Source organism: Coprococcus sp. AM97-35 (genome assembly GCF_027697525.1).
Classification (GTDB): Bacteria; Bacillota; Clostridia; order Lachnospirales; family Lachnospiraceae; genus Allocoprococcus; species Allocoprococcus comes.
On record NZ_JAQESL010000002.1, the window covers coordinates 168,391 to 184,075 of the forward strand.

Consider the following 15,685-nt stretch of genomic DNA (forward strand, 5'->3'; position numbering starts at 1 on the left):
GCTCCGGCGAGGTGATGATCGCCGGGGCTTTTTAGCTATAGAGGCACGGAAAATGTGAAAAGCCATATCATGACAGGACGGATACAATTGGCAAGGAACATGTGTTTATGGTATGATAACAGGTAGCAAAAAGCGGAGGCAGAAAGAACATGGACGAGAATCTCCCGATGATCCGGATTTCGGTGCGAAACCTTGTGGAGTTTATTTTAAGAGAAGGGGATATTGACAATCGAACAGGAGGCGGACAAGATCCGGAGAATATGCAGATGGGAAGCCGGATTCACCGGAAGATCCAGAGACAGATGGGATCGGATTATCAGGCGGAGGTACCTCTTAAGACAGAGATTGTCTGTGATGGGTTTACTTTGAAAATAGAAGGACGTGCCGACGGACTGATTCATACAAAAGAGCAGGTCATGGTAGATGAGATCAAGGGTGTTCTGCGGGAACTTGACCGGGTGCAGGAGCCGGCAGGCATTCATCTGGCACAGGCAAAATGTTATGCCAGCATGGTAGCAGAACAGGAAGGGGTGGATGAGATCGGGGTACAGATGACCTATTGCCAGATGGAGACGGAAGAGGTGAAAAGGTTTCAGTATTCTTATCGGAGTAATGAACTGAAAGTCTGGTTCGATGAAGTGATCCGACAGTATGAAAAATGGGCAAAGTTCCAGATTGAATGGAGAAAGGCAAGAAATGCATCTGTTAAAGGGATTGAATTTCCGTTTCCATATCGTAAAGGGCAGAGAGATCTTGCGGTATCTGTTTACCGGACGATTCTTCGGAAGAAAAAGTTGTTCATCCAGGCACCAACCGGAGTGGGGAAGACGATTTCAACGGTATTTCCGGCAGTGAAAGCGGTTGGAGAAGAACTGGGCGAGAAGATTTTTTATCTGACGGCAAAAACAATCACCCGGACGGTGGCGGAGCAGGCATTCGAAACCTTGCGGGAACAGAATCTGAAGTTCAAAGTGATCACTTTAACGGCGAAAGAAAAAATCTGTTTCTGTGAGGAGACAAGCTGCAATCCGGATGACTGCCCATATGCCAAAGGGCATTTTGATCGGGTAAATGATGCGGTCTATGAGCTTTTGATGCAGGAAGATGTGATGAGCCGGGAAGTGTTGGAAGCGCAGGCAAGAAAGCATAAGGTCTGTCCATTTGAAATGGCACTGGATGTGTCGACCTGGGTGGATGGTGTGATCTGCGATTATAATTATGTGTTTGACCCGGATGCCCGGCTCAGACGTTTCTTTGCAGAAGGTGGCGCTGGAGGATATTTGTTTCTGATCGATGAGGCACACAATCTGGTAGAACGTGGACGGCAGATGTACAGTGCAGAGTTATGCAAGGAGGACTTTCTTGCGGTGAAGAAACTGGTAAAGGGAGAAGCACCGCGGTTTGCAAAAAGACTGGAGGCATGCAATAAGATTCTTCTGGCAATGAAAAAAGAGTGTGAAAACTATAAAGTGCTGGACAATATTTCGCATTTTGGAATCCAGCTTATGAATGTACTATCTGAGACAGACCGGTATCTCGAGGAATGTGTGGATAAAGAAGTCCGGGAAACCGTATTGGATTTTTATTTTCAAGTGAGGTCTTTCCTGAATATATATGATGGGTTGGATGAGAACTATGTCGTCTATACGGAGTATCAGGAGAATGGAAGATTTGTTCTGAAGTTGTTTTGTGTTAACCCGGCGGCAAATCTGCAGAAATGTCTGGATAAGGGGAACAGTGCTGTATTCTTTTCGGCAACACTTCTGCCAATCCAGTATTACAAAAGACTTCTTAGTACGGAAAAAGACAACTATGCGGTCTACATTGATTCTTCGTTTGATACAAAGAAGAGACTGCTTATGAATGGTGTGGATGTGAGTACCCGTTACACCATGCGTTCCAGGGAAATGTATCAACGATATGCGACATACATTTTCCGGGTAGTGAAAGCAAAAATGGGGAATTATCTGATCTTTTTCCCGTCTTACCGGTTTATGGAAGATGTGTATCAGGAATTTACACAGCTTCTTGCATCAGATGAAGAAGAGATGGAACTGGTTATTCAGCAGAAGCACATGGATGAAGAAGAACGGGAAAATTTCCTGCGTGCATTTGAAATGGGAAGAGAGAAAAGTCTGATCGGTTTTGGAGTTCTTGGCGGGATTTTCTCAGAAGGAATCGATCTGACAAATGAGAAGCTGATCGGGACACTGATCATCGGAACAGGGTTGCCGCAAGTGTGTAATGAGCGGGAAATCCTGAAAAGCTATTTTGACCAGAAGGGACTTTACGGATTTGACTATGCTTACCGGTATCCGGGGATGAACAAGGTTTTGCAGGCAGCAGGAAGGGTGATCCGCACAGAGGATGACCGCGGAGTGATACTTCTTCTGGATGAGCGTTTTCAGAGGGAGAAGGGGAAAGAGATTTTCCCGAAAGAATGGGCGGACTGTGAAAGATGCCGGTTAGACATTGTGGAAGAAAAAATCCGTCTGTTCTGGGAAAAACAGACGGATAATTAAGAAACTTTTTATGCATTAAAGTAATCCAGAAATGCCTGTGTCGCGCGGGAAACCGGAACATGTCCGTTCCACGCGGCAACCAGCTGACGCTTTGGAAGTTGTTCTTCGGTCTGGACGACAAAGAGTTGGTCGGAATTCTTTGGTACACAGTAGTCCGGAATAAAAGCGATGCCAAGTCCGATCCGTGCGAGATCGATCAGAAGATCGTTGCTGCTCAGCTCGATTTCAGGAACCAGATCCAACTGATGCTGCTGGAAGAGAGAATGCAGAAATTCACTGGTTGTACTTTTTCTGTCCAGCATGATGATCGGATAACGCTGCAGTTCTTTGAGGGAAAGCTTTTTCCCCTGCAGTTCCGCAAAGGACTGGTTTGCGATAAAGACATCGTGAAAATCACGGATCTTTCGGAAGGAGGCAAGACTGCCAAGGTAAACGTTCGGATAGTTAGCGACAATGAGATCTACCTGACCGTTCTCCAGAAGTTCCGTACACTTGATCGAAGTGGCATTGGTCACTTTTATATGTGCGTTAGGGAAAGCTTTGTGGAAACGTTCCAGATAAGGGACCAGAAAATACCGGCAGATGGTGTCGCTGGCACCGATGCGGATCTGACCGCCGGTAGAGGCTGTTTCCATGATCTGGGATTCCCCGCGCTTGATCAGATTGATCGCCGGTTCGATATGACGCAGAAGGATCTCGCCTTCCGGGGTGAGCTGAACTTTTTTTGTGCTTCGGATGAAAAGAACCTGATCCAGTTTCTTTTCCAGTGCTTTAATGGACTGGCTGACAGCGGACTGTGAAATAAAGAGCTGCTTGGAAGCCTCAGAAAAGCTGAGCGTGTCTGCAACATAATAAAATACTTTATATAATTCATAGTTGATATCCATTATTAGTCCTCCTTATAAAACCTATTAGTATTATAAGTGATAAAAAATGAAATTTCAAGAGAAAACCATTTTTGACAAATGAAGACAGGGTTGCTAAACTATAGACAAAAAAGAGAAGGAGAAAAAGGATGGCAAAAAAGAAATGGCTGCATAAAATCCTGGCGATTTTGCCGAGTATTTCACTGATCGTGATCCTGCTGATCAGCAGTTTTGAGATCGGTGCATACGGAGACTGGAATTTTTATGAAAAAGAATATGAAAAATATAAGGTGGCGGATGAACTTTATATGGAGATGCCGGATATTATGAAGGTGACAAAATTCATGATGTCTTATTTGCGGGGCAACGAGAAGAAACTGAGTATTGAGACGGAAGTGGAAGGAAATATACAGGATTTTTTCAATGAGAAGGACCGGCTTCATATGGCAGATGTGCAGGGGCTTTTTCTTGGCGGACTTGCAATCCGGAGGGGAGCGATCATCGTACTGCTTTTTTCAATGGCGGCACTTGTGCTTATGAAAGCAGACTGGAAGAGACTGATCCCGCAGATGTATCAGCGGGTGCTGGCGGTATTTCTGGCACTTACCGCGGTAGCAGGATTTCTGTTCTCAAGAGACTTTAACAAATATTTTGTGATCTTTCATCATATTTTCTTCAGTAATAACCTATGGATCCTTGATCCGGCAGAAGACTATATGATCCGGATGCTTCCGGAGGGCTTTTTCTATGATATGGTGATGAGGATCGGAAGTATTTTTGCTGTGTTTTTAATCGTATCTTTTGTCTGCAGTATTGTCCAGAAAAAGATAAATAAGAGATGCGGTTCACGGTAATTGTAATAAATAAGATATACTTATAAAAAGATTTAGTTATATTTATTGTACTTATAAAAGGTGATGTGGTAAAATAAAAATCGAGGAAACTGCCGTTATGCCGGATCAAGGCATGCGGTTTCAATATTACTACCAAAGCTAATGGAGGAAATTATGGGCGTAAAACGTGTATATGTGGAGAAAAAACCAGAATTTGCAGTACAGGCTAAAGAACTTCGCCATGAGGTGAAGAGTTATCTTGGAATTAAGACGGTGAAGAATGTACGTGTACTGATCCGCTATGATGTGGAAAATCTTTCTGATGCAACATTTGAAAGAGCATGCAACGGTGTGTTTGCAGAACCACCGGTAGATGTGCTTTACAGAGAGGACTTCCCGCGCGAAGAAAGTGACCACATTTTTTCTGTAGAATTTCTTCCTGGACAGTTTGACCAGAGAGCAGATTCTGCTGTTCAGTGCGTACAGTTTATCAAAGAGGATGAGCTGCCGGTTATCAAGACAGCGACCACTTATGTGATCGAAGGTGAGATCAGCGAAGAAGAGATGGAAGCTATCAAGGCACACTGCATCAATCCGGTGGATTCCAGAGAGACAGGGCTTGAAAAACCGGAGACACTGGTTACGAAATTCGAGGAACCTGCAGATGTAAAGATTTTTGACGGATTCAAAGATATGCCGGAAGAGGAACTGAAAGAGTTATACAGTTCGCTTGGACTTGCTATGACATTCAAGGATTTCCAGCACATCCAGAATTATTTCAAAGGGGAGGAACACAGAGATCCATCTATGACAGAGATCCGTGTTCTGGATACTTACTGGTCTGACCACTGCCGTCATACTACATTCTCAACAGAACTTACAGAAGTATCCTTCGGTGATGGCGATTACAGAAAGCCGATGGAAGATACTTATAAAGAATACCTTCAGACACACAGTGAGATCTTTAAAGGACGCGAAGACAAATTTGTATGCCTGATGGATCTTGCGTTGATGGCAATGCGGAAGCTGAAAAAAGAAGGCAAACTTCAGGATCAGGAAGAATCCGATGAGATCAATGCCTGCAGTATCGTTGTCCCGGTTGAAGTAGATGGTGTGGAAGAAGAGTGGCTTGTCAACTTCAAGAACGAGACGCACAACCATCCGACCGAGATCGAACCATTTGGTGGTGCAGCTACCTGCCTTGGTGGAGCAATCCGTGACCCGCTGTCAGGACGTACTTATGTATACCAGGCAATGCGTGTAACAGGTGCAGCAGATCCGACCGTATCTGTAAAAGAGACGATGAAAGGAAAACTGCCGCAGAAGAAACTGGTGCGTAGTGCAGCACATGGATACAGCTCATATGGTAATCAGATCGGACTTGCAACCGGACTGGTAAAAGAGATCTATCATCCGGATTATGTGGCAAAGAGAATGGAGATCGGTGCGGTTATGGGTGCTGCTCCGAGACGTGCAGTTATCCGTGAAAATTCGGATCCGGGAGATATCATCATTCTTCTTGGCGGACGTACCGGACGTGATGGCTGTGGTGGAGCAACCGGTTCTTCCAAAGTTCATACCGAAGAATCCATCGAGACATGTGGAGCTGAGGTTCAGAAGGGTAATGCGCCGACCGAACGTAAAATCCAGAGAATGTTCCGCAGAGAAGAAGTCAGCAAGCTGATCAAGAAGTGTAATGACTTCGGAGCAGGCGGAGTATCTGTTGCAATCGGAGAACTTGCAGATGGTCTTCAGATCAATCTGGACAAAGTACCGAAAAAATATGCAGGTCTTGACGGAACAGAGATTGCAATTTCTGAATCCCAGGAGCGTATGGCTGTTGTGGTAGATCCGAAGGATGTAGATGAATTCCTTGGCTATGCAAAAGAAGAGAATCTGGAGGCGGTAAAGGTTGCAGTTGTTACCGAAGATCCGAGACTTGTTCTTTCATGGAGAGGAAAAGAGATTGTAAATATTTCCCGTGCCTTCCTGAACACCAACGGTGCACACCAGGAGACAACGGTTAAAGTTGATATTCCTTCAAGAGAAGATACCATCCTTAAGAAACAGGTTGAGGTTGGCGATGTAAAAGAAAAATGGCTGGATACTCTGAAAGATCTGAATGTATGCTCGCAGAAAGGTCTGGTTGAGATGTTCGACGGATCGATCGGAGCAGGCTCGGTTTTCATGCCTCACGGTGGAAAATACCAGATGACAGAGACGCAGAGTATGGTTGCAAAGCTTCCGGTTATGCATGGTAAATGCGATACCGTTACGATGATGAGTTATGGATTTGATCCGTATCTGTCAAGCTGGAGTCCGTATCACGGAGCTGTCTATGCTGTCACAGAGTCTATGGCTAAGATCGTGGCTTGTGGTGGAGATTACAGCAAGATCCGTTTTACATTCCAGGAATATTTCCGCAGAATGACAGAGGATCCGGAAAGATGGAGTCAGCCATTTGCAGCACTGCTTGGTGCATATAAGGCACAGATTGCTTACGGACTTCCGTCAATCGGAGGAAAGGACAGCATGTCCGGAACATTTGAACATATCGATGTACCGCCGACACTGGTATCCTTTGCAGTTGACATTGCCAAAGAAGGAGATATCATTACTCCGGAACTGAAAAAAGCAGGTAATAAACTTGTATGGATGAAGATTGAAAAAGATGAATATGAGCTTCCGGTATATGAACAGGTAATGGATCAGTACGGTAAGTTCGCTGATGATATCCACAACGGAAAGATTGTATCGGCTTACGCACTTGACCGCCATGGAGTGATCGCAGCTGTCAGTAAGATGGCATTCGGTAACGGAATGGGTGTGAAGATCGAACACAGCATGGATGCAAGAGAACTTTTTGCACCTGCATTCGGTGACATCGTAGCAGAAGTTCCGGCAGACAAGGTTGGAGAACTCTCCATTTCTTACACTGTGATCGGTGAAGTGACAGATGATGCGAAATTCGCATTTGGAGATACAGAAATCACACTGAAAGAAGCAGAAGATGCATGGACAGGAACTCTGGAACAGGTATTCCGTACGGTATCTGACGAAGCTTCTGACGAAAAGGTAGAATCTCCGCTGTATGATACAAAAGACATTGTAATCTGCGGACACAAGATTGCACAGCCGACTGTATTTATCCCGGTATTCCCGGGAACAAACTGCGAGTATGACAGTGCAAAAGCATTTGAAAGAGCAGGCGCAAAGGTCATCACAAAAGTATTCCGTAACATGGATGCAGCAGATATCGTAGATTCTGTGAATACATTTGAAAAAGAAATTGCAAAATCCCAGATCATCATGTTCCCGGGCGGATTCTCAGCTGGTGACGAACCAGATGGTTCAGCAAAATTCTTTGCAACTGCATTCCAGAATGCAAAACTCAAAGAAGCAGTAGAAAAACTTCTGAACGAAAGAGATGGTCTTGTACTTGGTATTTGTAACGGATTCCAGACACTGGTTAAACTTGGTCTGGTTCCTTACGGAGAAGTTGTGGGACAGACACCGGATTCTCCGACACTGACCTACAATACCATCGGACGCCATATTTCCAAGATGGTTTACACGAAAGTTGTTACCAACAAGTCACCATGGTTGCAGGGGGCAGAGCTTGGCGGAGTTTATACCAATCCGGCATCCCACGGAGAGGGACGTTTTGTTGCAAGTGAAGAATGGCTTGACAAGCTCTTTGCAAACGGACAGGTTGCAACACAGTACTGTGACCTTGACGGAAATGTATCTATGGACGAAGAATGGAACGTCAATGGCTCTTATCGCGCAATTGAAGGTATTACAAGTCCGGATGGCCGTGTGCTTGGTAAGATGGCACATTCAGAACGTCGTGCAGATTCCGTGGCAATCAATATTTATGGTGAGCAGGATATGAAGATCTTTGAATCCGGTGTGAAATATTTCAAATAAGACGGGAAATCTGGAATAAAATGCTTCGAATGAGACAAAAATGCAAGATTGTCGACACGAACTTGCAAAAAAGAGAAGAAGTATCAAGAAAAAAAATGAAAATCAGCTGTATTTGAAACAAAAATGTAGTGGAAATTCATAAAAATTGAAAAATATGAAAAAAAATCTTGACACAGGCGCCTGAATGCTTTACTCTGTTAAAGAACAAAGGTGTTCCGGAGGGACAGACATTTGTTTGTCCCTCTTTTTTTAGCAAAGAAGTGTGCAAAGTCACATTTTTGTAAAAGAACATTCAGGAGGTATTGAGTAGTATGTCTTATGTTGATGAAGTAATTGAACTTGTAGTAAAGAAAAACCCAGATGAACCAGAATTTCATCAGGCAGTAAAAGAGGTTCTGGAATCTCTTCGTGCAGTTGTAGAAGCTCATGAAGAAGAATACAGAAGAGACGCTCTTCTTGAAAGACTCGTTGAGCCGGAAAGACAGATCAAATTCCGCGTACCGTGGGTAGATGATAAAGGTCAGGTTCAGGTTAATACAGGATACCGTGTACAGTTTAACAGTGCAATTGGACCATACAAAGGAGGATTACGTCTCCATCCTTCAGTAAATATCGGAATTATCAAATTCCTTGGATTTGAACAGATCTTCAAAAACTCTTTGACAGGACTTCCAATCGGTGGAGGAAAAGGTGGATCAGACTTCGATCCGAAAGGAAAATCAGATCGTGAAGTTATGGCATTCTGCCAGAGCTTTATGACAGAGCTTTGCAAATATATCGGAGCAGACACAGATGTACCAGCCGGAGATATCGGAACAGGTGCAAGAGAGATCGGATATATGTACGGACAGTACAAGAGAATCCGTGGATTATCAGAAGGTGTTCTGACAGGTAAAGGACTCAGCTACGGTGGATCCCTTGCACGTACAGAAGCTACAGGATACGGACTTCTGTATTTCACACGCGAGATGCTCAAACTTGCAGGAAAAGACATCGCTGGCAAGACAGTTGCTGTTTCTGGAGCAGGTAACGTTGCAATCTACGCAATCGAAAAAGCACAGCAGATGGGTGCCAAAGTTGTGACATGCAGCGATTCTACTGGATGGGTTTATGATCCGGAAGGAATCGATGTTGCAGCACTGAAAGAAATCAAAGAAGTGAAGAGAGCAAGACTTACAGAATACAAGAACTACCGTCCAAATTCAGAATATCATGAAGGACGTGGTGTATGGTCAGTAAAAGTTGATATTGCTCTTCCTTGTGCAACACAGAACGAACTTCATCTGGAAGATGCAAAACAGCTTGTTGCAAACGGATGCTTCGCAGTAGCAGAAGGAGCTAACATGCCTACCACACTGGAAGCTACACAGTATCTGCAGGAGAACGGTGTATTATTTGCACCTGGTAAAGCTTCTAATGCAGGTGGTGTTGCCACATCAGCACTTGAGATGTCACAGAACAGCGAACGTCTCAGCTGGACATTCGAAGAAGTTGATGCAAAACTTCAGAACATCATGGTAAATATCTGCCACAACGCAGCAGACGCAGCAAAACGTTACGGAGCAGAAGGAAACTATGTAGTAGGTGCTAACATTGCCGGATTTGAAAAAGTTGTAGACGCAATGCAGGCTCAGGGAATTGTATAAGACATATCCTCTATGTAAAAATATAAACCAAAAGTCCCCGGAAGTAAATTCCGGGGGCTTTTGCTTAGGAAGGGTGAAAATCTGTTAAAAAAAGTATCAAAAAAAGTAAAAAAACAGTTGACATTTCAATGATTATAATTGTATAATGACAAAGTCGGTTGTGAGACGGACAAACATATGGGATCATAGCTCAGTTGGGAGAGCATCTGCCTTACAAGCAGAGGGTCATAGGTTCGAGCCCTATTGGTCCCATTGCAATGAACGTTGCATAATTGAATCTCGCGGGATAGCTCAGTTGGCTAGAGCACGCGGTTCATACCCGCGGTGTCGCTGGTTCAAATCCAGTTCCCGCTACTTGAAGAAGGAGTCCTTGTGTGGGGCTTCTTTTTTACTATATGAGAAATGAAGTGATGGAGTAAGGAAGATGGATAAGACACGATTCTGGGCGGAGAGACTCTATGTAAATAGTAAGATTTCCTCGCACATTTATTATGCCGAGAAAGATATACCGGAAGTTATCGGCATCGGAGAAAATGAAGAGGATCCGTTCTTGACAGATCCGTATTTAGAAGAAAATCTGCGTAAGATGTATGAAGAAAAAAGGGCGCCTGTCCTTACGATAGAAGACGGCTGGGTGGCTTACATGGCATTTTCTGATGCAGAGAACAATTTTTATATCGGAGGACCGGTGAGTCTGGCGACGGATAAGGAAGAAAAAAGCGGACTGTATCATTACAGGCGCAGACATCAGCTTTCGCAGCGTAAATTGAATATCCCCAGAATGTCGATCATGAAACTTGCCGGTATTTTGTCTATGTCTCTTTTTTCTCTGTGTGGTCTTGAAATAAGTGAAGCAGAGCTGATGGAATTAAGTCGGATTGAAACAGGTAAGAAAAGCGAAATAGAAGGGGAACTGGTTAACTATAAATTTGATTCTTCAGAAAATGAACGAAAGCATGTAACATATGAATATGAAAAAAAATACTACGATGCGATAAAAAGAGGAGATAGTGATTATTTCAAAGGTCCGATGTATGACAAGCTGCATCTGTATGATGAAATTGGAAAGCTGGCTGAGGGAGGCCTTAAGCAGGCGGAGTATATGGTTGCGGCAGGACTTGCGTTGATCTCACGGGCAGCAATGGAAGGAGGCGTATCGCCGACAGAAGCTTATGCGGTGAGCGATGTGTTTTATCAAAGGCTGGAAAAGTGTAAAACACAGAAAGAGATGTATCAGCTCTCTTCTGAGATACAGCGAACCTATGTGAAAATGGTTCAGGAACGGAAGAAAGAGAAGAAAAATTCAAATTATGTCGAACAGTGCAAGGATTATCTGACACAAAATTTCCATAAAAGAATCACGGCGGAAGAACTGGCAAAACAGATAGGGGTAAACAGAAGCTATTTGTCCGGAAAATTTTCCGAACAGGTTGGGATGAGCATTTCACAGTATAGCATTCTGATACGAATCCGAGCGGCTGAGAATATGCTGAAATATTCTGAGGCTTCGATTTCTTACATTGCAGATTATCTGTGTTTTTCATCACAGAGTCATTTTGGCAGAGAGTTTAAAAAGAAAAACGGGATTTCTCCGTCCGAATATCGGAAACAGAATAAAAATATACATTTTTAAGCAAACAGACATAAATGATAAAAAAGCAACATATATGACAGAAACATCCATTGGATACGGTTATGATAATCGTATCCAATGGATGTTTTTTATTGCCAAGCATATCAATAATTGGTTCAGTGAACCAATTTTGATTGCATAACTATAAAAGTGTATTCCGGAAACCTTTTGTAGAAGAGAAAACTGAAATGATCATGAAAAAAAGGAGAGAGATACGGATGGAGAATGAAGCAAACAAAAAATATTTATCAGTTCCAAAGAAAATAGCATATGGTTCGGGGGACTTTGGATCGAATTTCTTTTATATGCTGGTTTCATCGTTTATGATGCTGTATCTGACAGATTCTGTCGGATTAAATGCAGGCGTTGTAGGAACGCTTATGATGGTGAGTAAACTGCTGGATGGGGTTACTGATGTCTTTTTCGGCAGTCTGATCGATAAGACACACAGCAAAATGGGAAGGGCAAGACCGTGGATGTTCTTTTCGGCAATACCGCTTGCAATTTCAACGATTTTATTGTTCTGCATTCCGGAGAGCTTTGGAATAACAGCACAATATGCATATTTCTTTGTATTTTATACTTTGTCAAATGCAGTATTTTATACGGCAAATAATATTGCATATGCAACAATGTCTGCCAGAATCACAAAAAATGATGCAGAAAGAGTATCGCTTGGATCATTCCGTTATGCGTTTGCAGTAGTAGCTTCTATTATAGTTTCTGCTATGACGGTAATTCTGGTGGATAACTTTGGAGGCGGTGCAGCAGGATGGAGAATGGTTGCTATTATTTACATGATTATCATGTTTGCTTTCAGTTCAATTGCAAGTCTGGTCTGCAAAGAAATTCCGGAGGAAGAATTTGAGGTAAAGATGTCTTCGAATGGGGAAATAAAGAGAGCAGAAAAGAAATCATTTTTGGAACTGCTTAAAATTATTATCACGAATAAATATTATCTGATCATGCTTGCTATTTATATTCTGTCTTATATTAATACAGGAATCGGAACGACATCCGGAACCTATTACTTCAAATATATTATGGGAAATCCGGCGCTTTTGGGAGTGGTTTCTATGTCTTCTATGGTAATGATCGTAGGACTGATCTTTAATCCGTCTCTTGTGAAAAAATACGGAATGTATAAGGTGAACCTGGTTTCCTACATCATAACTGCGGTTTTGTCAGTCGGAGTAATGATTGCTTCTTATATGGTTAATTTTACCGGAATTGTTGTACTTATGTTTTTAAAAGCAGTTACGATGGCGCCGCTTATGGGAAGTCTGAATGCCCTGGTAGCAGAGGTCGCAAAAAATGTATATCTGAAAAAGAATGTACAGGTCGAAGGTATGATGTTCAGCTGTTCGTCCCTCGGTATGAAGCTGGGAAGCGGAATTGGTTCTGCGGCAGTTGGCTGGATTCTTGCCGCTGCAGGTTATGTGGGAACTTCAGATATTATGAGTGCAGGTGTAATCTCAGCAATTAAATTTATTTATGGCGCGCTGCCGTTGATCGTCACTGTTCTTCTGGTTGTGATGTGCTGGCTACAGAAAGTTGTGGAAGAAAACCAGAAGCTGGTAAATGAAAAATAATGTCAGATGAGAGTTTGAAGGGTATGGCAGAGCAGAATAAAAGATATGAATACCGATCAGACGGCATTTTTAGATTCGCATATGCAGTGGATCGTGGAAGCCGGAGAAATCACGGTTGGAGTGGGTGGTTCATCGGAAGAGATACAGCTCACCGGAAAATTTGTGATCACAGATACTGCAGTGATTGATGGAAAAACAAGAGGCTTTTATGCCAAGAGTAATATCGTAGATTAACAAACGGGGTGAAATAATGAAAAAAGCAGCATTTACTGAAAACTGGACATGTAATGGGACGTCTGTGATCGTGCCGCATGATGCGATGATCCATGAAAAGAGAACTGCAGATGCAGCAGGGGGCAGTGCGCACGGATATTTTCCGGGAGGGATATATACCTATGAGAAAAAATTCTTTATTCCGGCAGAGTGGAAGGAGAAATATCTGGCGGTAGAGTTTGAGGGCGTATACAAAAACGCAGAGGTCTTTCTGAATGGGAAAAAGCTTTATGAAAAACCGTATGGTTATGTTCCGTTTCTGGTACGATTAGATGAGAATGCGAACTATGGGGAGGAGAATCTTCTGACTGTAATTGCAGATAACTCGAAGCTTCCGAACAGCCGGTGGTATACAGGAAGCGGAATTTACCGTCCGGTGAATCTGTATCTGTCTGAGAGGACACATATTAGTTATCAAGGGGTAAAAATCACGACGCTGTCCTGCAAACCGGCAAAGATAAGGATAGAAGGAAAGCTGGAAGGAATTGACAGTGCGAAAGAATATGGTGTCCGTATGCAGATACAGGACGGAGAAACTACCATAGCAGAAAAGTTTGTAAAGGTAAATGCTGCGCAATCAGGGAATGAAAAAACGACTGCTGTAGCAGAGATCGAGCTGCCAGAGGCAAGGCTCTGGGATGAGGAATCTCCGAATCTTTATCTTGCTAAGATCATACTTGAAGAGGGCGAAAAAATACTGGATACAGCAGAAGAGAGGTTTGGTATCCGTAAGCTTTCCTGGAGTACGAAGGGATTTTTTGTAAATGGAAAAGCGACGCTTCTGAGAGGCGGCTGTGTCCATCATGACAATGGGATCCTGGGAGCGGCAAGCTGGGAAAAAAGTGAGAGAAGACGTGTGAAGATCATGAAAGAAGCCGGATTTAATGCCATCCGAAGCTCTCATAATCCTGCCAGTGAAGCAATGCTGAGAGCGTGTGATGAACTGGGAATGTATGTTATGGATGAAACCTTTGATACCTGGTACAACCGAAAAAATAAATATGATTATGGATGTGATTTTGAAGCATGGTGGGAAGCGGATACGACTGCCATGGTCGAGAGAGATTATAATCATCCTTCGGTCATTCTGTATTCGATCGGAAATGAGGTTGCAGAACCTTGTGAAAAGAAGGGACTTCAGGTTGGAAGTGCTATGATAGAATGCATACACAGTCATGACCATACTCGTCCGGTTACCTGTGGAACCAATCTGATGGTGATGGGCAGAACTGCAAAGGGGCAGGGGATTTATCAGGATGGCGAGACAAATACGACATCCTCATCCAAAGAACAAAAGAAAGAAAGCAATAACAGCCTGGCGTTTAATATTATGGCTTCGTTCATCGGAAGCGGCATGAATAAGGGCGGAAATTCCAAAAAGGTGGATGCGATCTCCAGTCCGTTCTTGGATCGTCTGGATATAGCAGGTTATAATTACGGCTCCGGAAGATATCCGCTGGAAGGGAAAGCACATCCGGAGAGAATTGTGTTTGGAAGCGAGACTTTTCCACAGGATATCTGGAAAAACTGGAAAATGGTAAAAGAATATCCGTATCTGATCGGTGATTTTATGTGGACAGCATGGGATTATCTTGGTGAAGCAGGAATCGGAGCGTGGAGCTATACCGGAGGTATGCCGTTTAATCGTCCATATCCGTGGCTGCTCGGAGGTGCCGGGGTAATCGATATTCTTGGAAATCCAGATGCTTCATGTCGGTATGCGGTAGTCATCTGGGAGAAAAATAGTAAACCAGTCATCGGAGTCAGACCGGCAAATCATCCGGGAGTACGTGTCAGCAAGTCAGTCTGGAGAGGGACGAATGCGATAGAAAGCTGGTCCTGGTCAGGCTGTGAAGGGAATAAGACGATCGTAGAGGTTTACGGAAACGGTGCGACGGTAAAATTGTATCTGAATAACAAACTGATCGGCAAAAAGAAGCTGAAGCAGTGTAAGGCATTGTTCTCTGTAAAATATAAGTCCGGAAGCTTATGTGCCATCCAATACGACGCGCAGGGAAAAGAAATCGGAAGAAGTAGACTCCTTTCGGCAGAGGGGGAAAAGCGGATTTCGGTTTGTCCGGAAGAGAAGCAGGTGAAAGCAGGAGATATTGTCTATGTGGATATCTCTGTCAAAGGCGCAAATGGCATAGTAGAGTCAGCAGCTGATGAGCAGCTGAACTGCAGGGTAAAGGGAGGCGTGCTTCTGGGATTTGGAAGTGCAGATCCATGTACCACAGAGGCATATGATACAGGAAAATTTAAGACATATTATGGAAGGGCACAGGCGGTCGTCTATGCGCCAGAAACCGGAACAATCCGTGTGGAAGCAGAAGGAGAACATTCCCGCAGAGAAGCTGTGATTGAAGTGGTATAAATATCTGTTTGTATGT

The 15,685-nt window shown here is 43.5% G+C and carries 9 protein-coding genes and 2 tRNA genes; 10 read left to right on the forward strand and 1 reads right to left on the reverse strand.

Annotation, left to right across the window (positions count from 1 at the left end; genetic code table 11):
- Window positions 1-149 precede the first annotated feature (149 nt).
- Window positions 150-2,522: an ATP-dependent DNA helicase gene (locus tag PG840_RS02560; protein ID WP_270205195.1), complete on the forward strand. Its 2,373-nt coding sequence runs from the start codon at window positions 150-152 to the stop codon at window positions 2,520-2,522.
- An 8-nt stretch (window positions 2,523-2,530) separates the two neighbouring features.
- Here the strand turns inward: PG840_RS02560 and PG840_RS02565 are convergent, their stop codons facing one another.
- Window positions 2,531-3,409 carry a LysR family transcriptional regulator gene (locus tag PG840_RS02565; protein ID WP_008374739.1) on the reverse strand — a complete coding sequence of 293 codons (879 nt, stop codon included), beginning with the start codon at window positions 3,407-3,409 and terminating at the stop codon, window positions 2,531-2,533.
- A gap of 128 nt (window positions 3,410-3,537) precedes the next feature.
- On the opposite strand from PG840_RS02565, the gene PG840_RS02570 reads away from it, so the two are divergent.
- The 9 genes from PG840_RS02570 (at window position 3,538) to PG840_RS02610 (ending at window position 15,669) form a co-directional block, all read left to right on the forward strand.
- Complete coding sequence (locus PG840_RS02570; protein WP_270205196.1) at window positions 3,538-4,242, forward strand: TIGR01906 family membrane protein; 705 nt, start codon at window positions 3,538-3,540, stop codon at window positions 4,240-4,242.
- A 150-nt stretch (window positions 4,243-4,392) separates the two neighbouring features.
- Window positions 4,393-8,151 (forward strand): phosphoribosylformylglycinamidine synthase, encoded by a 3,759-nt coding sequence (locus PG840_RS02575; protein ID WP_270205278.1) that lies wholly within the window; start codon window positions 4,393-4,395, stop codon window positions 8,149-8,151.
- Window positions 8,152-8,462: 311 nt separating this feature from the next.
- Window positions 8,463-9,797, forward strand: coding sequence for an NADP-specific glutamate dehydrogenase (gene gdhA, locus PG840_RS02580; RefSeq protein ID WP_008374749.1), 1,335 nt, complete (start codon window positions 8,463-8,465; stop codon window positions 9,795-9,797).
- A gap of 179 nt (window positions 9,798-9,976) precedes the next feature.
- A tRNA-Val gene (locus PG840_RS02585) sits at window positions 9,977-10,049 on the forward strand.
- A gap of 28 nt (window positions 10,050-10,077) precedes the next feature.
- Window positions 10,078-10,151, forward strand: a tRNA-Met gene (locus tag PG840_RS02590).
- A 70-nt stretch (window positions 10,152-10,221) separates the two neighbouring features.
- Window positions 10,222-11,430 (forward strand): helix-turn-helix domain-containing protein, encoded by a 1,209-nt coding sequence (locus PG840_RS02595; protein ID WP_270205197.1) that lies wholly within the window; start codon window positions 10,222-10,224, stop codon window positions 11,428-11,430.
- 218 nt (window positions 11,431-11,648) lie between these two features.
- Complete coding sequence (locus PG840_RS02600) at window positions 11,649-13,022, forward strand: MFS transporter (protein WP_270205198.1); 1,374 nt, start codon at window positions 11,649-11,651, stop codon at window positions 13,020-13,022.
- Between the two features lie 45 nt (window positions 13,023-13,067).
- Complete coding sequence (locus PG840_RS02605) at window positions 13,068-13,256, forward strand: hypothetical protein (protein ID WP_117835252.1); 189 nt, start codon at window positions 13,068-13,070, stop codon at window positions 13,254-13,256.
- Window positions 13,257-13,272: 16 nt separating this feature from the next.
- Window positions 13,273-15,669: a glycoside hydrolase family 2 TIM barrel-domain containing protein gene (locus tag PG840_RS02610; protein ID WP_270205199.1), complete on the forward strand. Its 2,397-nt coding sequence runs from the start codon at window positions 13,273-13,275 to the stop codon at window positions 15,667-15,669.
- Window positions 15,670-15,685 lie beyond the last annotated feature (16 nt).